The 21,564-nt window shown below is 64.4% G+C and carries 23 protein-coding genes; 8 read left to right on the top strand and 15 right to left on the bottom strand.

The features are described from left to right. Positions 1–3: 3 nt before the first annotated feature. Entirely contained in the window at positions 4–384 is a 381-nt protein-coding gene (locus tag H7A76_RS27055; RefSeq protein ID WP_185701350.1) for a RidA family protein, read from the bottom strand. A gap of 87 nt (positions 385–471) precedes the next feature. Further along, entirely contained in the window at positions 472–1,422 is a 951-nt protein-coding gene (locus H7A76_RS27060) for a LysR family transcriptional regulator (RefSeq protein ID WP_185701351.1), read from the bottom strand. A gap of 143 nt (positions 1,423–1,565) precedes the next feature. Between H7A76_RS27060 and H7A76_RS27065 the strand changes: the two genes are divergently transcribed. Then, positions 1,566–2,741, top strand: coding sequence for a M20 aminoacylase family protein (locus tag H7A76_RS27065; RefSeq protein WP_185701352.1), 1,176 nt, complete (start codon positions 1,566–1,568; stop codon positions 2,739–2,741). Between the two features lie 26 nt (positions 2,742–2,767). Further along, a complete protein-coding gene (locus H7A76_RS27070; protein ID WP_185701353.1) occupies positions 2,768–4,090 on the top strand; it encodes an MFS transporter in 1,323 nt (440 codons plus the stop codon). Between the two features lie 343 nt (positions 4,091–4,433). Here H7A76_RS27070 and H7A76_RS27075 read toward each other — a convergent pair whose 3' ends face one another. Continuing rightward, positions 4,434–4,997: a TetR/AcrR family transcriptional regulator gene (locus H7A76_RS27075; protein WP_185701354.1), complete on the bottom strand. Its 564-nt coding sequence runs from the start codon at positions 4,995–4,997 to the stop codon at positions 4,434–4,436. 128 nt (positions 4,998–5,125) lie between these two features. Next, a complete protein-coding gene (locus H7A76_RS27080; RefSeq protein WP_185701355.1) occupies positions 5,126–5,749 on the bottom strand; it encodes a TetR/AcrR family transcriptional regulator in 624 nt (207 codons plus the stop codon). Positions 5,750–5,916: 167 nt separating this feature from the next. Between H7A76_RS27080 and H7A76_RS27085 the strand changes: the two genes are divergently transcribed. Together H7A76_RS27085 and H7A76_RS27090 are read left to right on the top strand one after the other, a co-directional pair. Beyond that, on the top strand, positions 5,917–6,078 hold the full coding sequence (locus tag H7A76_RS27085; protein WP_185701356.1) for a hypothetical protein: 162 nt from the start codon (positions 5,917–5,919) through the stop codon (positions 6,076–6,078). A gap of 32 nt (positions 6,079–6,110) precedes the next feature. Beyond that, positions 6,111–6,545 carry a nuclear transport factor 2 family protein gene (locus tag H7A76_RS27090; protein WP_185701357.1) on the top strand — a complete coding sequence of 145 codons (435 nt, stop codon included), beginning with the start codon at positions 6,111–6,113 and terminating at the stop codon, positions 6,543–6,545. A gap of 66 nt (positions 6,546–6,611) precedes the next feature. Here the strand turns inward: H7A76_RS27090 and H7A76_RS27095 are convergent, their stop codons facing one another. Next, positions 6,612–6,860: a hypothetical protein gene (locus tag H7A76_RS27095; protein ID WP_185701358.1), complete on the bottom strand. Its 249-nt coding sequence runs from the start codon at positions 6,858–6,860 to the stop codon at positions 6,612–6,614. 238 nt (positions 6,861–7,098) lie between these two features. Here H7A76_RS27095 and H7A76_RS27100 point away from each other — a divergent pair, with 238 nt between their 5' ends. Beyond that, positions 7,099–7,440 (top strand): hypothetical protein, encoded by a 342-nt coding sequence (locus H7A76_RS27100; RefSeq protein WP_185701359.1) that lies wholly within the window; start codon positions 7,099–7,101, stop codon positions 7,438–7,440. A 39-nt stretch (positions 7,441–7,479) separates the two neighbouring features. Here H7A76_RS27100 and H7A76_RS27105 read toward each other — a convergent pair whose 3' ends face one another. The 4 genes from H7A76_RS27105 to H7A76_RS27120 form a co-directional block, all read right to left on the bottom strand. Then, complete coding sequence (locus tag H7A76_RS27105; protein ID WP_185701360.1) at positions 7,480–7,788, bottom strand: hypothetical protein; 309 nt, start codon at positions 7,786–7,788, stop codon at positions 7,480–7,482. After that, the gene (locus tag H7A76_RS27110; protein ID WP_185701361.1) at positions 7,785–8,063 is read right to left on the bottom strand and encodes a transporter suffix domain-containing protein; all 279 of its coding nucleotides are present in this window, start codon (positions 8,061–8,063) and stop codon (positions 7,785–7,787) included. Before H7A76_RS27110 ends, H7A76_RS27105 begins: the two co-directional genes overlap by 4 nt. A gap of 59 nt (positions 8,064–8,122) precedes the next feature. Further along, positions 8,123–8,785 (bottom strand): DUF3313 family protein, encoded by a 663-nt coding sequence (locus tag H7A76_RS27115; RefSeq protein ID WP_185701362.1) that lies wholly within the window; start codon positions 8,783–8,785, stop codon positions 8,123–8,125. Between the two features lie 109 nt (positions 8,786–8,894). Continuing rightward, positions 8,895–9,497 (bottom strand): TetR/AcrR family transcriptional regulator, encoded by a 603-nt coding sequence (locus H7A76_RS27120; protein WP_185701363.1) that lies wholly within the window; start codon positions 9,495–9,497, stop codon positions 8,895–8,897. Between the two features lie 549 nt (positions 9,498–10,046). Here H7A76_RS27120 and H7A76_RS27125 point away from each other — a divergent pair. Both H7A76_RS27125 and H7A76_RS27130 read left to right on the top strand, forming a co-directional pair. Beyond that, positions 10,047–11,192 carry an efflux RND transporter periplasmic adaptor subunit gene (locus H7A76_RS27125; RefSeq protein WP_260498096.1) on the top strand — a complete coding sequence of 382 codons (1,146 nt, stop codon included), beginning with the start codon at positions 10,047–10,049 and terminating at the stop codon, positions 11,190–11,192. 11 nt (positions 11,193–11,203) lie between these two features. Beyond that, positions 11,204–14,377, top strand: coding sequence for an efflux RND transporter permease subunit (locus tag H7A76_RS27130; RefSeq protein WP_185701365.1), 3,174 nt, complete (start codon positions 11,204–11,206; stop codon positions 14,375–14,377). 104 nt (positions 14,378–14,481) lie between these two features. On the opposite strand, the gene H7A76_RS27135 is transcribed toward H7A76_RS27130, so the two are convergent. The 5 genes from H7A76_RS27135 to dkgB form a co-directional block, all read right to left on the bottom strand. Beyond that, entirely contained in the window at positions 14,482–15,369 is an 888-nt protein-coding gene (locus H7A76_RS27135; RefSeq protein ID WP_185701366.1) for an AraC family transcriptional regulator, read from the bottom strand. 197 nt (positions 15,370–15,566) lie between these two features. Beyond that, on the bottom strand, positions 15,567–16,736 hold the full coding sequence (locus H7A76_RS27140; protein ID WP_185701367.1) for an MFS transporter: 1,170 nt from the start codon (positions 16,734–16,736) through the stop codon (positions 15,567–15,569). Beyond that, complete coding sequence (locus H7A76_RS27145; protein ID WP_185701368.1) at positions 16,733–17,077, bottom strand: MoaF-related domain-containing protein; 345 nt, start codon at positions 17,075–17,077, stop codon at positions 16,733–16,735. Before H7A76_RS27145 ends, H7A76_RS27140 begins: the two co-directional genes overlap by 4 nt. Next, positions 17,074–18,039, bottom strand: coding sequence for a TIGR03571 family LLM class oxidoreductase (locus H7A76_RS27150; protein ID WP_185701369.1), 966 nt, complete (start codon positions 18,037–18,039; stop codon positions 17,074–17,076). Before H7A76_RS27150 ends, H7A76_RS27145 begins: the two co-directional genes overlap by 4 nt. Before the next feature lie 4 nt (positions 18,040–18,043). After that, positions 18,044–18,847, bottom strand: a complete 804-nt coding sequence (gene dkgB / locus H7A76_RS27155) for a 2,5-didehydrogluconate reductase DkgB (RefSeq protein WP_185701370.1) — start codon at positions 18,845–18,847, stop codon at positions 18,044–18,046. A gap of 277 nt (positions 18,848–19,124) precedes the next feature. On the opposite strand from dkgB, the gene H7A76_RS27160 reads away from it, so the two are divergent. After that, the gene (locus H7A76_RS27160) at positions 19,125–20,021 is read left to right on the top strand and encodes a LysR substrate-binding domain-containing protein (RefSeq protein ID WP_185701371.1); all 897 of its coding nucleotides are present in this window, start codon (positions 19,125–19,127) and stop codon (positions 20,019–20,021) included. Here H7A76_RS27160 and H7A76_RS27165 read toward each other — a convergent pair. After that, positions 20,018–21,433, bottom strand: a complete 1,416-nt coding sequence (locus tag H7A76_RS27165; RefSeq protein WP_185701372.1) for an amino acid permease — start codon at positions 21,431–21,433, stop codon at positions 20,018–20,020. The genes H7A76_RS27160 and H7A76_RS27165 overlap by 4 nt on opposite strands. Positions 21,434–21,564 lie beyond the last annotated feature (131 nt).

Genomic DNA, 21,564 nt, shown 5'->3' on the forward strand with positions numbered 1-21,564 from the left:
GCGTCAGGCCTTGGCGGCCATCGCGGTGACTTCCACACGCATGCCGGGAACCGCCAGCGCAGCCACGCCGACGGCAGCGCGTACTGGCCAGGGCTTGGTGAAGAAGCGCTGGTAGACCTCGTTGAAGGCGGCGCGGTCGGCCATGTCGGTGAGGTAGATGGTCAGGTGCAGGACCCGGTCCATGGAGCTGCCGGCGCGCTCCAGCGCCACCTTCAGCGCCTGCAGGGTGCATTCGCTTTGCCGGGTGATGTCGCCCAGTTCCAGGCTGCCGTCGGCATGGGTCGGGATCTGGGTGGAGACCAGCAGGCCGCCGAAGCCGGCAACGTCGGAAGAAATGGAGTCGGTGTCCGGGTCGGGCAGGAAGGAAATATCGTGGTTGGCCATGGGCTTTTCTGGTCCTTGGGAAAACGGGTCTCGCATGATGCCATCAATGGCGGCATTTACCAGTCGAGGCGTACGCAGCCAAGGGAATCAGAAGAGCAGCTCGAGCATCCCCGCCAGCTGGCGCTGCTCGGGGCTGCGGGAGCGGCCGCAGGCCTTCAGGTTGTCCTGCAGGCACTGGACGAAGCACAGCGCCGCGGTGTCCAGGGGCTGGTCGCGCAGGTGGATCACGCTGACTTGCGCTTCCTCCAGGGGTTCGACCAGGTCCAGGGCCTGGGTCCGGCCGCGCAGCGGATCGCACAGCAGCATGGGCTCCGGCGAATACCCAAGCATGCCGGCGTCCACGATCAGGCTGCTGAGCATGGCACTGGACTGGGCGCCGACGATACGCCCGGCGGCGATGCGCCAGCCGTGGCGCTCGAACAACTGCTGGACCAGCGGAGCCGGGCCGGAGGGACCGAAGTTCATCACCCAGTCGTCCTCCAGCAACTCGCCCAGGGAGCGCGCCGCGCCGCGCGGATGCTCACGGGAAGCCAGGACCTGCATGCGGTAGCGAACCAGGGGCTGGTGGACGAACTCCTGGGCCGGCAGGGTGTTGGCCGGGCCCAGGGCCAGGTGCATCAAGCCGCTGCGCAGTAAAGGCAGGCTCACGGCCTGCAGACCTTCATAGATCTCCAGTTGGACCGATGGCAGCGCCAGGCGGAATGCCCGCAGCGTCGGCGCGAGCAAGGTCTGGCCCAGCCAAGGGGTGACGCCTACGCACAGTCGCGTGGGGGTTGCGCCGCGCAACTGCGCCAGTTCGTGCTGGGCGCGCTGCAATTGGCTGGCGATCTGGCTCGCGTGGGGCAGCAGGACCTTGCCTGCCGGCGTCAGCCTGGCGCCCCCGGTATGGCGCACCAGCAAGGCCAGGCCTTGTTCTTCCTCCAGTTCGCGCAAGGCTCGGGTCACCGCCGCCTGGGACAACCCCAGGATACGCGCGGCGGCGCGAATCCCGCCGCCTTCGGCAACGGCCAGCAAGGCTTGCAGTTGATGTAGCTTCACGGCGCTTTCCCCTGAATACCAAAGGTTGTCACGACAACGTATTTGCGGCTTATGCCGGGCTTTTTCCGGCGCTAGGTTAGCCACTGGGCCCAGACCGGTCCAATCGCCATTGCAGGCTTTCCTTGTCACTCAGGACATTCCTCATGCATGAACGCTGGATAACCCCCGGCATCGCCGAAATCGCCCCGGCCATGGTCGAGTTGCGCCGGGCGATCCATGCCCTGCCAGAGCTGGGCCACGAAGAGTTCCTCACCCGCGAGCGCGTGGCCCAGTGCCTGCAAGAGTGGGGCTACCAGATCCACCCGGCCATGGCCGGCACCGCGGTTGTGGCCACCCTGCGCAATGGCCAGGGCCCACGCCTGGGGCTGCGTGCCGAACTCGATGCGCTGCCGATCCAGGAGCAGGGCGAGCGCCCCTGGCGCAGCCGCATCCCCGGCAAGATGCACGCCTGCGGGCATGACGGGCACATCGCGATGCTCCTGGCCGCGGCCTGGGAGCTGGCCCGCAACCGCTCATGGCGCGGCACCCTGCAGCTGTTCTTCCAGCCTGCCGAGGAGGGCCATGGCGGTTCCGGGGCCAGGCACATGCTGCAAGAGCAGGTTTTCGAGCGATTTCCCTGCGACGCCATCTTCGCCCTGCATAATTCGCCGGGCATGCCCCTGGGCAAGTTCGGGGTGCTGGCCGGGCCATGCATGGCCAGCACCGATAACATCGTGATCCTGATCCACGGGGCCGGCGGCCACGGTGCGATGCCGGACAAGACCCAGGATCCGGTAGTGATCGGCGCCTCGCTGGTCATGGCCCTGCAGAGCCTGGTCTCGCGCAACGCGCCGCCCAGCGAGACCGCCATCGTCACCGTCGGGGCCTTCCTGGCTGGCGACGCGGCCAACGTCATACCGCAACGCGCGGAACTGCGCTTGAGCGTCAGGGCCCTGCAACCTGCGGTCCGGCAGATGCTCAGGCAGCGGATCAAGAGCCTGGCCGAGCTGCATGCCAGCGGTTTCGGCGCCAGGGCCGAGGTGATCTTCGGCGAGGGTTATCCGGTGCTGGTCAACGACCCGGGCGCCAGCGCACTGGCCGCCCAGGTGATCCGCGACTGGCTGGGCGAGGAGGGCCTGGTGCCGGACATGCGGCCGATCTGCGCCAGCGACGATTTCGCCTTCTGGCTGGAGCGCGTGCCCGGCTGCTATCTGCTGATCGGCAACGGCGATGGCGCCGGCAGTTGCGAGGTACACCACCCCGGATACGACTTCAACGATCAGGCCTTGCCCTTGGGGGCCAGTTTCTGGGTGCGCCTGGCCCAGCGTTTCCTGACCTGAACCGAACACCCTGAGAGGAACCATCGATGACAACAACAAAAACAACCATCAACCCCATCACCGATACCGGCCATGCTCCACCCTTGGTGAGGAACCCTCGAGCGATTGCCGCCATCTGCCTGGGCAACGCCCTGGAGTTCTACGACTTCCTGGTCTACAGCATGCTGGCGACCCTGATGGCGCGGCTGTTCTTTCCCTTCGGCGATGATTCGCTGATCCCATTGATGCTGTCGCTGGCCGTGTTCGGCACCGGCTTCGTCATGCGCCCGCTGGGTGGCCTGGTCATCGGCCTGTATGCCGACCACGCCGGACGCAAGGCGGCGTTGCGCCTGACGCTGTGGTTGATGGCCACGGGCTCGCTGTTGTTCACCGTGGCACCGACCTATGCCCAGGCCGGCCTGTTCGGGCCGGCGCTGATCATCATCGCGCGGCTGATCCAGGGCTTCGCCGTGGGTGGGCAGATCGGCAGTTCCACCACCTTGCTGATGGAGTATGCGGACAAGCATTCACGGGGCTACTACTGCAGTTGGCAAACCTTCAGCCAGAGCCTGGGCATCGTCTTTGGCGGTGTACTGGTGATGAGCCTGAGCAACCTGCTGAGCGCCGAGGCCATGGACAGCTGGGGCTGGAGGCTGGTGTTCGCCATCGGCATCCTGGCCATTCCGATAAGCGAATACATCCGCCACCGTTTGCCGGAGACCCCGGTGCACCGTCAACGGGAGCGCCACGGCGAGACCGCCGCCCATTCCTTCAAGCTGCTGCTGGGTCATCCCCGGCAACTGGCGGCGGGAGTACTGCTGGTGATCGGAGCCACGGTGCCGATCTACACCATCCAGTTCTACCTGGCTAACCATGCCATCAGTGTGTTGCACATGCCCCTGGGAATCGCCACCTGGGCCGCTATCTTCGCTTGCCTGCCGCCCTTGCTGCTGTCGGCCCATGCCGGTCGCCTGAGCGATCGCATTGGCCGGCGCAAGTCGATCTTCTGGCCATTGCCTATCCTGCTGCTGGCGATCTACCCGGCGTTCCTGCTGATCAACCAGCACCCGCATATCGGTGTGCTGCTGGCGCTGGTGACGCTGCTCAGTATCCCGTTGACCTACACCATAGTGCCCAACATGGCGCTGCTGCCGGAGCTGTTCCCGGCGCGCATACGGGCCAGCGGCATGTCCATCTGCTATTGCCTCGGAGTGGCGGTATTCGGCGGCTTTACCCAGCTGTTCGCCACTGGCCTGGTGAGCCTTACGGGCAGCCCCAATGCTCCGGCCTGGTACATGTTCGCGGCGATCATGCTGTGCCTGGCGGGGTTGAAGCTGGCGCCTGAAACGGCTGGCAAGGAGCTGGACTGAGCAGCGAGGTGGTATTCAGGGGACAGGCGCGGCGGGTATTTTTATGATTCATGTGAGTCAATATTGACTCACTGGCGCCATGAAAGTATCTTCGCTCCAGTCCGGAACCGCTCCGGGCGTTTCATCGGCAATCCGTGTGTGCAGGGAAGGCGCTGACACCGTCCCTCGGGCTCCAACAGCACGAAGTGCCATGGCCGCGTCGCTCTGCCAGGGGCCATGGTACGGATGGATTTGCCGGTCCAGCTCCTTTGGTTGGCCGCAACCAGCCAGTTTTGCCCCGTTGGCCCTAGGGCCGCGGGGCTTTTTTATGCTCCAACCAGGCAGCGGAGCGAGGGGCGGGGGCTCAGGCTGGCTTGGTGGCGATGGCGCCGTGGAGGAACATCTGCTCCACCACATTGGCCGAGTTGGCGCTGGCCGCGCGGCCACGGCGCTCGGCATCGACGATGCCGAAGATCAGGGTCAGGAACAGCTCGGTGAACACCTGGGCGGTGATGTCGATACGAAACACCCCCAGCTGTTGGCCTCGCAGGAAGAACGCATCCAGGGCATCGGTATAGAACTGCCAGCGTTCGTCCTCGCCATCGTTGAGCATGGTGTCGGGACGGTACTGGAACAGCAGGAACACCAGCATCTCGCGATGGGCCAGGTGTTCGCTGACCAACGCGCGCAGGGCCGCCACGGGTTCGTCATGTTGCAGGTCGGTGCCGTCGATGATGCGCTTGAGCACGCCTTGCCCATGGTCTTCCATCATCTGCAGCAGCTTGTCGCGCGTGCCGCAGAAGCGGTGCAGGGTGGCCTTGCTCACTCCGGCGAGTTCCGCCAGCTCCTTGAGGGTCGCCCGCGGACGGTCGACGATGGCCTGCGCCAGCGCCTTGATGAGTCGTTCGTCTTGAGGGGTCAAGAGCATCAGTGGGCCTCTAGTTCAGTTTTCAGTTGCACGCATTGTGCAGAAATAGTCGTTGGCTTCAACGGAAATGACCGCTTCGGCCGGGAAAATATCGCTCCAGGGGGATTTTGCCCCTGATCGCCTGGGGCTCAGCCCGGGCTGCTGGCGCGAAACAGCTGTTGCAGGCCTTGCAGGGTGCTGTCGACGAAGCGCTCGTCGCTGGTGCCCTCGGGAAAGTCCAGCACCCCATGGATCACCAGGGAGGCCAGACCATGGGTGTAGGACCAACCGGCAAGGGCGGCACGGCGTACCTCGGCGCTCTGCACGTCCTGCTCCAGCAGGCCGGCGATGATCCGCCGCAGTTCACCGAAGGCCTGCTCGCGGGCGCTGCCGAGCTCCGGCGGCATGTCGCCGCCGGCGAACTCCGGGCCGAACATCAGCTGGTATAGCGCGGGATTGCCCCGGGCGAAGCTGAAATAGCTCAGGCAGGCGCTGCGCAATCGTTGCCCGCCGCCGCTATCGCGGTCCTTGTGTACCAGCACCGCCGCCAGTTCGCGAAACCCCTGGGCCGCCAGGCTGCCGATCAGTTGCGTGCGGTTGGCGTAGTGATGATAGACGGCGGTGGAGCTGACGCCGACCCGCTCGGACACCGCCCGCAGCGACAACCGGGTCGGGCCGACTTCCTCGAGCAATGTCCGGGCGGCGTCCAGCAGCTGTGGCGCCAGGTTGCCCACGTGGTAGGAGTCGCGGGAGCGCGGGGAATTCTTGGTCATACAGGGCTCGAAAAGGTCGGACGCAGGGCTGGAGCGCGGCGAATCTTAGCATGATGAAGAATCTTGACGCTGTTAAGATCGCGCCGTAGCCTGCGTGCTACGGCCGCCATCGGATGCATGATTCATGATCGAGAACCTGTCCAGGCTGCTGCTGGTCCAGGGGCCGTATGGATGCCAGCCTGCTGGCCGCTGACGATTTTCATCCCGGGGCGCCGGCCTACCGGATCTGGGCCGAGCTGCCCGCGACCTCGCTGCGCCAACGCGTTGCCGCGTCGGTGGGCGTCTGCAATGCCCTCGCTCCCGGACCGACCGGGGCCGAGGCTTCCTGAGCCGTACCCTTGAAGCTGGATAGGAGAATCCGATGTTCGAATTGAAACTGCATCCCCAGGCCGACGCTTCCCTGAAGCGCTGGCACGCCATGGTCGAGCGCGAGGATCTCGGCGGCCTGCCCGAGATCCTCGAAGCCAATGTGCTGTTCCGCTCGCCCATGGCCCACACTGCCTATCCCGGGGCTCCCGTGGTGGCGAGCATCTTGCGCACGGTGCTGCAAGTCTTCGAGGATTTTGCCTACCACCGGCAATTGGCCACGGCCGACGGCTTGAGCGTGGTGCTGGAGTTCAGCGCACGGGTCGGCGACCGGCAGCTCAAGGGGATCGACATGATCCGCTTCGATGAGCACGGCAAGATCGTCGAGTTCGAGGTCATGGTTCGGCCCATGAGCGGTTTGCAGGCCTTGGGCGAGGAGATGGGGCGGCGCCTGGGGGCCTACCTGGCCGCCAGCAAGTCCGGAGCCTAGGGTTTGCGCACCCGGCGGCGGCCTGTGACGGGCTGCCGCCGAACGCGTCTGGCGGGGCAAGGGACTTCAGGCTGGCGGCTGGCTCAGCCAGGACGCCACCACTCGCCGGTCGAGTTCTTCCCAGTCGGCCATGCCCAGGACCCGGGTGGTGTTCAAGCCGCGCAGGTAGCCACGCAACTGGTAGGCAACGGCGCGTCGCGCTTGCGGGTCGGTAGCGCTATCGCCCAGGGCGGTTTCGTAGTCGACGAGATAATCGGCCACTCGCTCACGGAATTCCGGCAGGACGGCATCACGAATCAGGTCAAAAGTTCGCACGGGGATTTCCTTTTCTAGTTGTATTCGGGCTGTCAGGCAGTCTGCATGTGGCGTAACTATCGGTTCAAGTAATAGTGACAATCAAGAAACACCTATTCTGCTGCGCCCGCCAATCAGGGAAAATCGCCGCCGTCACAGACGCCACCCCCCGGCGTCTGGAGTCCATTGATGAACGCAGCGGCAGCGCCGTGACGCTGAACCGCTGCGCAACGAACCAGACTTTTCCAGGATTTCACCGATGCGTGTTGCCCCCGTTGTCGCCTTGACCCTAGGTTCCCTGCTGCTGAGCGCCTGCGCCACGGCCCCGAACGACCCGACCCTGGTCATGCAGACGAACAAGACTCCTGCCCAATATGCTGATTGTGTAGTACCCAAGTTGCGTGAGCAGGCGTTGGCCCCCACGGTTTCCCAGACCCAGCGCAGCTACCGGATCGTAGTGCCCAGCAAAGTGGCGGCCAATAACGTGCTGGAGGCGTACAAGGCGCCCAATGGCGGCAAGGTATTCCTGTACGAGCGCCATTTGCTGGCGTCGAGCTTTACGCCCTCGAACTTTTCCCGGGCCGCCCAGGATTGCCTGTAACCGGCTGAAATGAGTCGCCCCGGTATGCCCGGGGCGGATTCACCCCGCCGTTTCGAGCAGGTGTTCGATCCGGGCCAGTTCCCAGGTGCTGAGCAGGCTGACCGGGTCGGTACCGAAGCGTTGCCGGGTCTCGAGCTGCCATTGCCGCCCTCCGGGGGCCTGGCAGCTCTGGCAGTGCAGCAAGCGCCCGCCGTCCAGTTCCAGCACCAGGCGCCAACCCTCGATATCCACCCTGAGCGGATCAGTCTCGCATTGCCGGCCCAGCACCTGTAGCCGATGGGTGCCCAGGGCGGCTTCGCGCAGGCGTTGGCAAACCATGCGGGCGTCGAGGGCAGGGGACTGGTTCATGGTGTTTGCTTGTCGTCCGTGGTTGGCGGTTGTTTTCCGGGGCGGCGCAACAATTGCCGGGCCCCATGCTTGAGCTGTCCCCAGTATTCCTTGCCGAGGATGACCATGACCGCCAGGGTCAGCAGCTCGCCGAACAGCGCCAGGGTGGGAATGACCAGGGCCTTATGGGGTATTTCGAGGAACGGCAAGATAGGCAGTGCGATCCAGTAAAGCAACACCAGCGCCAACAGCGACAAGCCAAGTTTCTTGCGCAACCCCGTGGTTTTTTCTTTCATGTCCAACCTCTTGTTGCCAGGCCGCGGCGAACCAGCGCCGCTCCTTGCACCGATTCGTCTTAGCGGGCAGCACGCCCGAGTGGAGAGAAAAAGCCTGCCGCTTCAGCGGCGAACTTTCGCGCCAGGGCCTGGGCATGGGCGGCGCGTTGGTAGCTGTCGAGGAGGTCCGTGAACCCGGCATCGTCGGCCAATAGCAGTAAGGCCTGTTGTTGCCCGCTGCGGCCATCGATCGCCTCGAACTCCACGGACAGTCCACCGTTCTTCACCGGGCCCAGCAGCGGGGTGGTCATGGCATTGATGAGCGGCGAGGCTTCAGCGACCCGGGTGATGCGGGCCTTGACTATCAGGGTGTCGGCGCTGGAGTTGCGCGGTGTGAGCATGAAGCTACGGCTCAACTCGGCTTCCAGGGATTGGCGCAGGGTGCGTTCGACGTCCAGCGCTACCTCGGGAGTGACCTGCAGGGCGACTGCCGATGCTACTTGCAGCGGTGCCACCAGGACCTGGGCATAGTGTCCGCCGCGAGCGGCCTGGGGAATGATACCCATGCCGTGTTCACCGATCTTCTGCAGGCCCTGGTAGCTCCTGGCCTGGCCCGAGCGCGTGACTTGGGGAGTCGTGCAGGCGCTGAGCAGGAGGACGGCCAGTGCGATCAGCAGCCAATGGTGGATCTTGAGCTGGGCTGGTGATAAATAAACGGAGTACTTCGTCTCGTTATTTGGCAAAAAAAAGCCCATCGGCGAGGGGCGTTTTTCGACAGTGTCCTGGCCTCCCCGGGCACGGGCGGGGGAGAGGCGCTTGCGAGGGTTCAACATAGTGTGGCGATCCTGGGTGTCATTGGGATTGAGGAGTCAACAAATAGGTCCGGACGAAGTCGCCCATGGCTGTTGCAGCCTGATTGGCATCGATGGCCAGGCCCAGGCTCAGTTCCAGCCACAGGCCGCTGAACAGGGAAAACACCAGGCCCGCTGCGCCCTGGGGTGACAGCTCGGGGCGAATCCAGCCTTCACGCTGACCGCTGGCCAGGAGTTCGCCCAGTTCGTTACGCATCCGCTGATCCATATCGATCATCCGGCTGTGCTGGTTGCCACGGGTCACTTCCAGCCAGCTGTCCAGGCTGAGGTCCAGTTCTCCCGAATGCAGTTCGGCCAGCAGTTCCTCGGCACTGATCCTGGCCAGCGCATGCAGGCCTTCCTTGCTGAGCAACTGCCGGATCTGGCTGGCGTAGCGCTCGGTCTCGATCTCGACGATCGCATCGATGATCTCGCGCTTGTCACGGAAATAACGGAACACCGCCCCGGCACTCATGCCCGCCCGCTGGCAGATGTCCTCGGTGCGAGCGCCATGGAAGCCCTTTTCCTTGAAGACACGAGCGGCCGCCAACAGGATCTGTTCGCGGCGCTGTTCATGCAGTTGTTCGTTGCGGGTACGGGCCATGGGAAAGTGCTTAATAATCGGACTGAATAGTCGCATTATGTTGGCAGCCCATTCGCGCCGTCAATGGTCGGTGATCGGCCATGTCAGGCCCTGGCCGACTACATCTCCGGGCTGGGAGCCGCGCCTGCCAGGACGCCCGGGCCCTGAGCGGCCCGCAAGCGAATCCGGGCAGCCGTGTCCGGACTCGTCCTGGGCCCATCCTCGCAGGGCGTCTATACGCCTGCGGTCAAGCCAGGCAGTAGGGGCGTTCCTGCATCCGCTTGCAGGATCAGGCACGGCTTTCGTGGAATCGATGTAACCCTCGCAAAGACCCCAATGGCATCGTGCACATGCCGAAAGCCAAAGCAGGCCAGCTGAAGCCAGCAGCCAGGCTTTCCAATTGTGCAAGTTGCGTCCTGCGCAACTTTTATTTCATTCCCTCTTTCGATTTCGACCCCGCCCGTGTCTCGCAGCAACGTTGCATCTACTGATGCCGGCGCAGGGCCTGGCGCGCTCCGAAATCACTCAAAGGAGATGGTTGTGCCTGACCTAAAGCGATATTGGACTTCATTGGGACCGGGGACTTCCCTGGTCGTCATCGCCTCGATCGCCGTGGCGCTGACGGCATGCAGCGACGACGGCGGCCAAGCGGGAGCCCCTCCGGCGGCCCAGGTCAGCGCGGCCCAGGTGGTGGTCAAGCCGGTGCGCCAGTGGGACGAGTTCAGTGGGCGCATAGCCGCCACCGATGCGGTCGAGGTACGGGCGCGGGTCAGCGGCTACATAGAGCGCATCGCCTTCAAGGAGGGTGACGAGGTCAAGCCCGGCGACCTGCTGTATGGGATCGACCCGCGGCCGTACAAGGCCTCCTATGACAACGCCCTGGCGCAACTCGCCCGAGCGCGAGCAACCGCAGAGCTGGCGCGGGTACAAGAACAGCGGGCGCAGGTGCTGGTGGCGGTCAATGCGATTTCGCGCGAGGTATTCGATACCCGCCGCGCCGCCGCGGCCCAAGGCGCCGCCGATGTGCGTGCAGCAGAAGCGGCGCTGGCCAGCGCCCAGCTCGACCTGGGCTTCACCGAGGTCCGTTCACCTATCGCCGGGCGAGTCGGCCGGGCCATGCTGACCGTCGGCAACCTGGTCCAGGCCGACCAGAGCGTATTGACCAGCGTGATCTCCCAGGACCCGCTCTATGTCTACTTCCAGCCGGACGAACAGAGCTACCTGCGCTACATGGCGCTGGCCCGCAGTGGCCAGCGAAGCGCCTCGGCCAATCCGGTGCGCATTGGCCTGGCCAGCGACAGCAGTTTTCCCCATGCCGGGGTGGTTGATTTCGTCAACAACCAGGTGGATTCCGCCACTGGCACCATCACGTTGCGCGCGGTGCTCGCCAATCAGCAGCGCTTGTTGTTTCCAGGCTTGTATGCCCGGGTACGGCTCCAGGGAAGCGGCGAATTCAACGCCATGCTGATCGATGACAAGGCCATCCTCACCGATCAGGATCGCAAGTACGTCTATGTGGTGGGGGCGAAGAACGAGGCATTGCGCAAAGACGTCACGCTTGGCGGTTTCGCAGACGACCTGCGCATCGTGCAGGACGGGCTCGCGCCAGAGGACAAGGTCATCGTCGCCGGCTTGCAGAAGATCCTGTTCCCCGGTGCGCCGGTGGACGCCAGCACGGTGACCATGGGCGCAGCCAGTTCGATCACGACGAAGTGAGAAGGCTGCCAATGAATTTCTCCAGATTCTTCATCGAGCGCCCGATCTTCGCTGCGGTGCTATCGGTGGTCATTTCCCTGGTGGGCCTGATCGCCATACCCCTGTTGCCGGTCAGTGAATACCCCGAGGTAGTACCGCCGACAGTCGTCGTCACCGCTACCTATCCCGGCGCCAACCCCAAGGTGATCGCCGAGACCGTCGCGGCACCGTTGGAAGAGCAGATCAATGGCGTCGAGGGCATGATGTACATGAAGTCGGTGGCCGGCTCCGATGGCGTCATGATGATGACGATCACCTTCGAACCCGGCACCGATCCCAACAAGGCCCAGGTGGATGTACAGAACCGCGTGGCCCAGGCTCAGTCGCGCTTGCCTGCGGCGGTGGTCGCGCTGGGCGTGACGACGCAGAAGCAGTCACCGAGCTTCGCCTTGATGATCACCCCGGTCTCCCCGGACGGACGCTACGACGGTCTGTACTTGCGCAACTACGCCAACATCAAGATCAAGGACCAGCTTTCCCGTATCCCGGGCGTCGGCCAGGTGCGTTTCTTCGGTAGCGGCGATTATGCGATGCGTGTCTGGCTCGATCCGGGCAAGGTCGCCTCGCGTGGCCTGACCGCGGGCGATGTGGTACGTGCGATACAGGATCAGAACCTGCAGGTTTCGGCTGGCCAGCTCGGTGCCGAGCCCGTCCGGGGCGGCAGCGATTTTCTGATCGCGATCAATGCCCAGGGCCGCCTGCGCACGTCCGCCGAGTTCGGTGCCATTGTGCTCAAGACTGGTCCGAACGGTGAAGTGGTGCGCCTGTCCGATGTCGCGCGTATCGAATTGGGGGCCAGCGACTACACGTTGCGTACCCGGCTCGAAGGCCAGGAAGCTCCGATCATCGGTGTATTCCAGGCTCCAGGCGCCAACTTGCTGGAGGTGCGCAGCGACGTGATCGCCAAGATGAACGAGCTGAAGAAAAGCTTTCCTCCCGGCATGGACTACCGGTCGGACTACGATGCGACCATTTTCGTGCGCGAAGCCATCGACGCGGTGGTCAAGACACTGGCCGAGGCGATCGTACTGGTGGTGTTGGTGGTGATCCTGTTCCTGCAGACCTGGCGCGCCTCGATCATTCCGCTGATAGCGGTGCCGGTGTCGGTGATCGGCACGTTCGCGGTGTTGCATGTGCTGGGCTTTTCGATCAACACCTTGACCTTGTTCGGCCTGGTGCTGGCGATCGGCATCGTGGTGGACGATGCCATCGTGGTGGTCGAGAACGTCGAGCGCAATATCGGTGGGGGCCTCACGCCCTTGGCCGCCGCGCATCAGGCGATGAAGGAGGTGTCCAGGCCGATAGTCGCGATCGCCCTGGTGCTGTGCGCGGTATTCGTGCCCATGGCCTTTCTCAGCGGCGTCACCGGTACCTTCTACAAGCAATTCGCCGTGACCATCGCCATTTCCACGGTGATCTCGGCGATCAATTCGCTGACGCTGTCGCCTGCACTCGCGGCCATGCTCCTGCGTGGCCACGATGCACCCAAGGATGCGCTCTCCAGGGGGATCGACCGTACCTTCGGCTGGTTGTTCGCGCCATTCAACCGGTTTTTCGAGGCCAGCTCGCACAACTACCAAGGAGCGGTGTCGCGCATCCTCAAGCGGCGCGGCGCTGCGTTCGTGGTCTATGGCGTACTGCTGGCGGCTACGGGCCTGTTGTTCGATAAGGTGCCCCGGGGTTTCATCCCGACCCAGGACAAGCTGTTCCTGATGGGCGTGGTGAAGCTCCCCGAGGGCAGCTCCATCAGTCGCGCGGATGCGGTCGTCAACGAACTGGGCAAGAGTGCCCTGGCCACCGAAGGCGTTGCCCATGTGCTGACGTTCGCTGGTTTCAATCCGATCCAGCAGACCAACACCCCGAACTATGCGGTGGCCTACGTGATTCTCAAGCCCTTCAACGAGCGCCAGCGCAGCGCCAAGCAAATCATGGGTGATATCCAGGCCAGGATGAATGGCATGCAGGAGGGCATGGCTTTCGTGATAAACCCTCCGCCGATCCTCGGCCTGGGTTCCGGGGCCGGTTATTCCTTGTTCGTCCAGGACCGCGCCGGAGCCGGCTATGGTGCCTTGCAGCAAGCCACCGGCGCGTTGCAGGGGGCGTTGATGAAGGAGGCGGGCATGGGGTTTCCGTTCTCGGGCTACCAGTCCAACGTGCCGCAACTGGATGTCGAGGTCGATCGCATCAAGGCCAAGGCCCAGGGCGTGGCTCTGGCGGACCTGTTCCAGACGCTGCAGGTGTATCTGGGCTCCGCCTATGTCAACGATTTCAACCTGTTTGGCCGTACCTGGCGGGTATATGCCCAGGCCGAAGGCGACTTCCGCAAGCGTGTCGAGGATATCGGCAACCTGCAGGCACGCAACGAACGGGGCGAGATGGTACCGATCGCCTCGATGATCAAGCTCAGCCAGACCTACGGTCCTGATCCGGTATTGCGCTACAACGGCTATCCGGCCGCGGACTTCTCGGGTGAAGCCGATCCGGCGCTACTGTCTTCGGCACAGGCGATGGACAAGATCGCCGAAGTCGCCAAACAGGTATTGCCCAACGGCTTCGAGTTCGAATGGAGCGATATGAGCTTCCAGGAGTCCACCCAGGGCAAGGCTGCGCTAGTGGTCTTCCCGGTGGCGATCCTCCTGGCTTTCCTGGTACTCGCTGCGCTGTATGAATCCTGGACGCTGCCGCTTGCGGTCATACTGATCGTGCCGATGTGCGTGCTCTCGGCATTGTTCGGAGTGAAGTTGTTCGGCGGCGACAACAATACCTTCGTGCAGGTGGGGCTGGTGGTGCTGATGGGGCTGGCCTGCAAGAACGCGATCCTGATCGTCGAGTTCGCCCGGGAACTGGAGTTCCAGGGGCAGGGGATAGTCGAGGCCGCCCTGGAGGCGTGCCGCTTGCGCCTGCGCCCGATCGTGATGACCTCGATCGCCTTCATCGCCGGGACCATTCCTTTGGTGTTCTCCCAGGGTGCCGGTGCGGAGGTGCGTTCCATCACGGGGGTGACGGTGCTTGCCGGGATGATCGGCGTGACGCTGTTCGGCCTGTTCCTGACGCCGGTGTTCTATGTCGGCCTGCGCAAGCTGTCCGGGCGCAAACTGGTCCAGCATGGCCAGAGCAGCATGGGGCAAGCCGACCACGGCCTGTAGCTTGTCAAGGCCGGTTGCCGCGGCGTACGCGCAACCGGCCCTGGAGGTTTGCAATGCCCTGGCCGTCACGTCGGAGCTAGGGCCGTATCGCAGGCAAGTGCCGGTCAAGCCTCGCTGTCCCTCAGGTGCTGCAATGGCGATACGCCGTAGAACCGGCTGTATTCGCGGGTGAACTGCGAGCGGCTCTGGTAGCCGACCGCGAACCCCGCATTACCGATGTTATGGCGTTCGATCTGGATCAGCCGACGTGCCTCGTGCAGGCGGAACTGCTTTTGATACGGCATGGGGGTGAGACCGGTGATGGCCTTGAAGTGATGATGCAGCGAGGACTCGCTCATCCCCACTTGGCCGGCCAGTTCCGGTATGCGCAAGGGTTGCATGTAGTGTTTGCGCAGCCAGTCGATCGCCCGGGTGATGCCATTGGTCGAACTGTCCACCACCGCCAGTTGCAGCAGGCGGCGGCCATAGGGGCTGGATAACAGTCGATAGATGATTTCTTGCTCGATCAGGGGCGCCAGCGACTGGATATCGCCAGGAGCATCCAGCAGACGCAGCAGGCGCAGTGTCGCGTCGAGCAGTCCGGGGTTCAGCCGATCGACTACCACGCTGCACGCCTCGTGGGTGGTCGAAGGATGGGGCGGAATGTCCATCCGGGCGAGCACCTCGTGCAGGCGCTCGGGGGTGATCGCCATGCCAAGACTGAGGCAGGGCTGGTCTTCGCTGGCCTCGACGACGTGGAAGGCCACGGGAACGTCGAATGACACGAACAGGTAGTCGCCTTGGGCGAAGTGGCGGATCGTTTCTCCCAACTGGATGCTCATGCGGCCTTGTACCACCATGCCAAAGGACGGCGACTGCGGGCAGCGCAGCGCCGTCTGGCACGTGCTATGGCGGGCCACTTCCAGGCTGTGGTTGGCCGTGCAGTGGACTCCTTCGCCGACGGCATGGCGAGCGACGAGCTGGGTGATTTCCTTGAGCGCGCTGGTATTCATGGCTGATCACTGATCGGTAGAGGTGATCTGCGAATCTTATCCGTAGCGAGATCCATTCCTGTGCTCGTTTGCAGGATAAGGCACAATTCTCGGAGAATTGGCGCAATCCGTCCCTGGGCCGGCTCAAGGAAAGGGGGAACTCTTGCCTCAAGCCGGATCGCATCCCCGGCGCTCAACGGGGATTCCTGGCTCAGGCGTCAGGCCAGGTCGGCGGCGGCATCGCTGGCCTGGCGCCGTCCGCCCAGCCACACCAGCAACAGCCCCGCCGCCGCCAGCAGGCCGCCGGCCACCGGGACCGCGGCGTAGCCCAGGCCCTGGCTGATGACGGCACCGCCGAGCGCGGCACCCACCGCATTGCCCAGGTTGAAGGCGCCGACGTTGATCGACGAGGCCAGGCCGGGCGCTTCGGCCGCGGCGATCATCACCCGCATCTGCAGCGGCGGCACCACGGCGAAGGTGAACATGCCCCAGACCAGCAGCGCCAGGGCGGCGGTGACATGATTGCCCAGTACCAGCGGCATCGACACCATGATCACCGCCAGCACGCCGAGGAAGAGCCGTGCCGAGCCATCCAGCGACCAATCGGCCAGGCGCCCGCCGAGGCTGTTGCCCAGGGTGAAGCCGACCCCGATCAGCACCAGGCCCAGAGTGACGAAGCTGTCCGAGGCACCGGTCAACTGTGCCAGGACCGGGGCGACATAGGTGTAGAGAGTGAACATGGCGCCAGCGCCCAGCACCGTGGTGGCCATGGCCAACAGCACGTTGGGCCGGGCAATCACCGCCAGTTCACGGCGGACATGAGGCACGCTGCCACGCTCGCCCTTGGGCAGGGCGTACCATAGTGCGGCGATGGCCAGCAGGCCCAGCACCGCGGTACCGGCGAAAGCCATGCGCCAGCCGACCTGCTGGCCGAGCCAGGTGGCCGCCGGCACACCGCCGATGTTGGCGATGGTCAGGCCCATGAACATGGTGGCCACGGCGCTGGCTTGCTTGTCCTTGGGCACCACGCTGGCCGCCACCACCGCACCGAGGCCGAAGAAGGCGCCATGGTTGAGGCTGGTGACCAGGCGCGAGGCGAGCAGGGTGTAGTAGTCCGGCGCCAGGGCCGAGAGCAGGTTGCCGAGGGTGAAGATGCCCATCAGCATCATCAGTGCCGCGCGCTTGCCGAAGCGGCTGAACAACAGGGTCATGATCGGCGCGCCGACCATCACGCCGATGGCATAGGCGGTGACCAGCATGCCGGCGCTGGGAATGCTCGCGCCGACGCCTTCGGCGATCACTGGCAACAGGCCCATGGGGGTGAATTCGGTGGTGCCGATACCGAAGGCGCCGATGGCCAGGGCGAAGAGAACGCGTCCGGGTTTCATTGTGCGCACTCCTGGCTGGCGAGGGCGGTCAAGGAGCCCTGCATGCGATAGAAACTCAGGTCGCTGGCGGTGAAGAAGGCCTGGGAATGGCCACGGGCGAAGTCGTCGACATGTACCACGGTGGCGCCGTCGGCTTCTTGCCAGGAGATCACGTAGACGCCGTCGGCGATTTGTCGCCATTGGCAGGCGGCTTCGCCGCTGGCTCCGGCGTAGGGGCCGGAGACGATGGCGTAGCGAATGCTCAGGCCATCGCTTGCATAGATGTTATGGGCTACCAGGCCGTCGTAGGCGACCTGGTAGCTACGACCGGCGAAGGCCGGCACCAGGGTGGAACTGCTCATGAAATGGCCTCCGGTTGTGGGTGGGATGCAGTCGCAGCAGTGGCATGGAATGGTGGCAGTACGTACTCGGCGATCTCCCGCAGGGTTTCATCCAGTGGTCGTACGTTGCGTCGCAGGTGCAGGCCGACATGGTCGACGCCGGCTGCGCGCAGGGCATTGAGTTCGGCGATCAGCGCGTTGCGGCCACCATGGAAACCGAAGCGCCAGCGGCGCAGGGGTTCGTCGGCACGTTCGGCCAGGTCCAGGTGGATGAAACTGCTGTAGGGCTTGTTGCCCGCCACCGAGCGCCAGGCGGCAACGCGTCGCTGGTGGTCCTCGGGGGGGCCGGGGTAGGCCAGGCAGCCATCCATGTGGCTGCCGATCCAGGCCGGGCTTTGCTGGGCCAGGCCCGCCACCAGCAAGGGCAGGGGCGAGGTACTGGCTGGCAGCACGGCCATGCCCTCGGGCAGGTGGCCGTTGGCGCCGTCCTTGAGCAGGGCGACCTGCTCGCGGAAGGTATGGCCGCGCCCCTCGAAATCCCGCCCGAACAGTGGGTACTCCACCGGCCGGTCACCGCTGGCCACGCCCAGCAGCAGGCGATTGCCGCTCAGGCGTTGCAGGCTGTTGGCCGACTTCAGGGTCAGCAACGGCTCGCGAATCGGCAAGACCACGGCAGCGGTACCCAGCAGGATGTCGCGGGTGACCCCGGCCAGGTAGCCGAGGTAGGAGAACACCTCGAACACTTGGGCGGCATCGCCGAACGCCGGGTCATACAGCGGCACATCGCGGATCCACAGGGCGCGAAAACCCAGGCGGTCGGCCAGTTGCGCCAGGTAGGCATGCTGCTTGAGGTCGGGCTCGCCGGGCAGGCGGCCAGCTTGGCGCCGGGCCTGGTCGCCGGATGGGGTCCAGTCATGGTCCAGCGGTGCTTCCAGGCCGATGCTGAAACCACCGGCGGTCAGGCGTTCGAGGGGCGTGGTCATGGCATCAGTCCCAGATTGGCGCCAGGCCGTCAGGGCTGACTTCGCGGCCATTGCGTTCAAGGGTGGCGATACGCGCCATGTCTTGCTCGTCCAGGCGCAGGCTGCGGGCGAGCAGGTTGCTGGCCAGGTTCTCTGGCTTGGTGGACGACGGGATCACCGCATAGCCCAGTTGCAGCGCCCAGGCCAGGGCGACTTGGGCCACGGTGGCCTGGTGCTTGGCGGCGATCTCGGCCAATACCGGGTCCTTGAGTACCTTGCCGTAGGCCAGGGTCATGTAGGAGGTGACGCTGATCCCTTGTTCCTTGAGGAACGCAGTGAGCTTACCGCCTTGCAGGTAGGGGCTGAGCTCGATCTGGTTGGTGGCGATCTGCTCTTTGCCGACCACGGCGATGGCTTGCCTGGTCAGTTCGATGTTGAAGTTGGAAACACCGATCTGGCGGGTCAGGCCCAGTTTCTTGGCCTCCAGCAAGGCTTCCATGTATTCGGCCAGCTCGACGCCGTTGCCCGGGGCCGGCCAATGGATCAGCAGCAGGTCGACATAGTCGGTGCGCAGCTTGCCCAGGCTGTCGCGCAGGCTGGCAACCAGCTTGTCGGCGGCGTAGTTGTCGACCCAGATCTTGGTGGTGATGAACAGTTCGCCGCGGGCTACGCCGCTTTCGGCGATCGCCTGGCCGACATCGGCTTCGTTACCGTAGATCTGCGCGGTGTCGATCGCGCGATAGCCCAGGGCCAACGCCGACTTCACCGAATCGATGACCGCCTGGCCGGTCAGGCGGAAAGTACCGAGGCCAAAGGATGGAATACTCATGGATTTGCTCCTAGTGATTGTTGCGTACGATGATCGGTGCGTTGGCTGCCGCAGCTTATGGCCCGCGGCTCAGCGATCGCTTGGATGCGGCGTAGTATGGCCACCGCCCGGTGGCGGATTAAGCCGTCGGCGCACCAAAGTCCTTTGACTTGAAGTCACGAATCAACGCCAGCGCTGTGTACTTTCGACATGGATGGATCGGGGAGGAGGGCGCGTTGCCGATAGATGCCGGGGCCGCTGTATCATCGCTGCAAACAATAATCAGGAAGCCAGGCCGATGATCGGGTTCACCTTTCGCCAGCTCGAATACTTTGTCGCGGCCGCGGAGCAGGGCAGCGTCAGCGCCGCTGCCAGGGCCATGCACATCTCCCAGCCCTCGGTGTCCCTGGCGATCGCGCAACTGGAGACGGCACTTGGCGAAAAGCTCTTTCATCGCCAGGTCAGCCGGGGCATGGAGTTGACTCCGGCGGGCCGCAAGCGCCTGGAACAGGCACGGGACATCCTGGGCCGGGCGGGGGCCATGGTCGGCGTCGAGGATCACCAGGCCGGGCTGCGCGGCAACCTGAGCCTGGTGTGCTTCCAGGACCTGGGACCGTATTTCACCCCACGCCTGCTGGCGGGCTTTCGCCAGCGTCACCCTGACGTCTCGATCACCCTGTTCGAGAGCGACCTGGCGGGCGTCAATCGACGCTTGCTGGAAGGGCAGGCGGAGCTGGCCCTGACCTATGGAATGGGCCTGAGCCCTAACATCCAGGCCCGGGAGCTGGAGCGCCTGATGCCCTACGCCCTGCTGCCAGTGGGTCACCCCCTGGCCGCCCAGGAGCAGGTTTCTCTGGTGGACCTGGCCGCCGAGTGCCTGATCCTGGAGGACATCGCCCGTACCCGCGAGTACTTCCTGTCGTTGTTCTGGGCACACGACCTGCAGCCGGCGTCATTGCAACTGACCCAGACCTTCGAGATGCAGCGCGGCCTGGTGGCCCATGGGTATGGCGTGGCGCTGTCCTGCACGCGGCCGGTGGGCGATCGCAGCTATGACGGCCAGCCCCTGGCCTGTCGGCCGTTGCTGGAGGCCGTCAGTCCGCAGCCGGTGGTGCTGGCTCAGTCCAGCGCCATGCGCCCGTCGCCGGTGGCCCAGGCCTTCCAGGAATGGGCCAGCCAGCAGTTTGCCTGCTAGGGCGAGGGGTCGGCCGGGACCGGCTTGCTCGCGGCGCCCGGCTGCTTGCCGCCCCGGGCGATGCATAGCCAGTAGCCGATGGACAGCAGCACCAGCCAGCCCAGCCCGACGAACAACGAAGTGCGGGTATCGGGGAACCAGGCCAGGACGCCGAAGATGAACAGCATGAAGGCGATGCCCAGGGCCGGCCCGACCGGCCAGAGTGGCACCGGGAAGACCAGGGCGGCGACCTGCTCGGGCGTCATGCGCCGGCGCATCATGACTTGCGACAGCAGGATCATCAGCCAGACCCAGACGATGGAGAAGGTCACCACCGCCACCAGGATCAGGAACAGATTCTCAGGTGCCAGGTAGTTGAGCAGGACCCCGATCAGCAAGGCTACGCACATGATCGCGACCGTCATCCAGGGCACCCCGAAACGCGACAACCTGGCGAAGCTCGTCGGCGCCTGGCCGTTCTCGGCCATGCCGTACATCATGCGTCCGGCGGCGAAGATATCGCTGTTGATGGCCGAGATCGCCGCCGAGATCACCACGATGTTCAGCAAGGCCGCCGCCGACTCGATACCCAGGGCACTGAAGATCTGCACGAACGGACTGCCTTCGCTACCCACCTTGGACCATGGGTAGATCGCCATCAGCACGAATAGGGTCAGCACGTAGAACAGCAGGATCCGCAGCGGTACCGAGTTGACGGCCTTGGGTATCGCCCGCTGCGGTTCCCTGGCCTCGCCGGCGGTGACGCCGATCATCTCGACGCCGCCAAAGGCGAACATCACCACGGTGAACGAGGCGACCAGTCCGCCGATGCCATTGGCGAAGAACCCGCCATGGCTCCACAGGTTGCTGAAGCCGGACTGGACCTGGGCCGAACCGCCGGGCTGGATGCCCAGCAGCAGGATCGCGATGCCACCGACAATCATCGAGACAATGGCGGTGACCTTGAGCAGCGACAGCCAGAATTCCATTTCCCCGAAGACCTTGACGCTGCACAGGTTCAGCGCGGCGATGCCGCACACGATGCCCAGGACCCAGATCCAGCGGGGCGTATCGGGAAACCAGAAACCCATGTAGATACCGAACGCGGTGACATCGGCCAGGCACACCACCAGCATCGAGAAGGCATAGCTCCAGCCGGTGAGAAAGCCGGGAAAGCGTCCCAGGTACTGGCTGGTGTAGTGCCCGAAGGACCCCGACACCGGTTCGCGCACGGCCATTTCGCCCAGGGCGCGCATCATGATGTAGATGGCCGCGCCACCGATCAGGTAGGCCAGCAGGACCGAAGGACCGGCCAATTGGATCGCCGCGGCGGAACCGTAGAACAACCCGGTGCCGATGGCCGAACCCAGGGCCATGAAACGAATATGACGGGTGCTCAGGCCCCGCCGCATGGAGGGCTGTTTATCGTTCATCTCAAGTCACTCCTGATTGTTCTTATTATTCGGGTGTCAACTGCCGATGATGAAACGCGAGGGGCCGGTATTCCTGTTCCGGCAATGGATGAGGGGGAGGCAGGCAGGGCTATTAACTGGGCAAACGCCGG

Origin of the sequence: Pseudomonas sp. MSSRFD41 (assembly GCF_014230245.1) — a bacterium.
GTDB classification, from domain to species: Bacteria; Pseudomonadota; Gammaproteobacteria; order Pseudomonadales; family Pseudomonadaceae; genus Aquipseudomonas; species Aquipseudomonas piscis.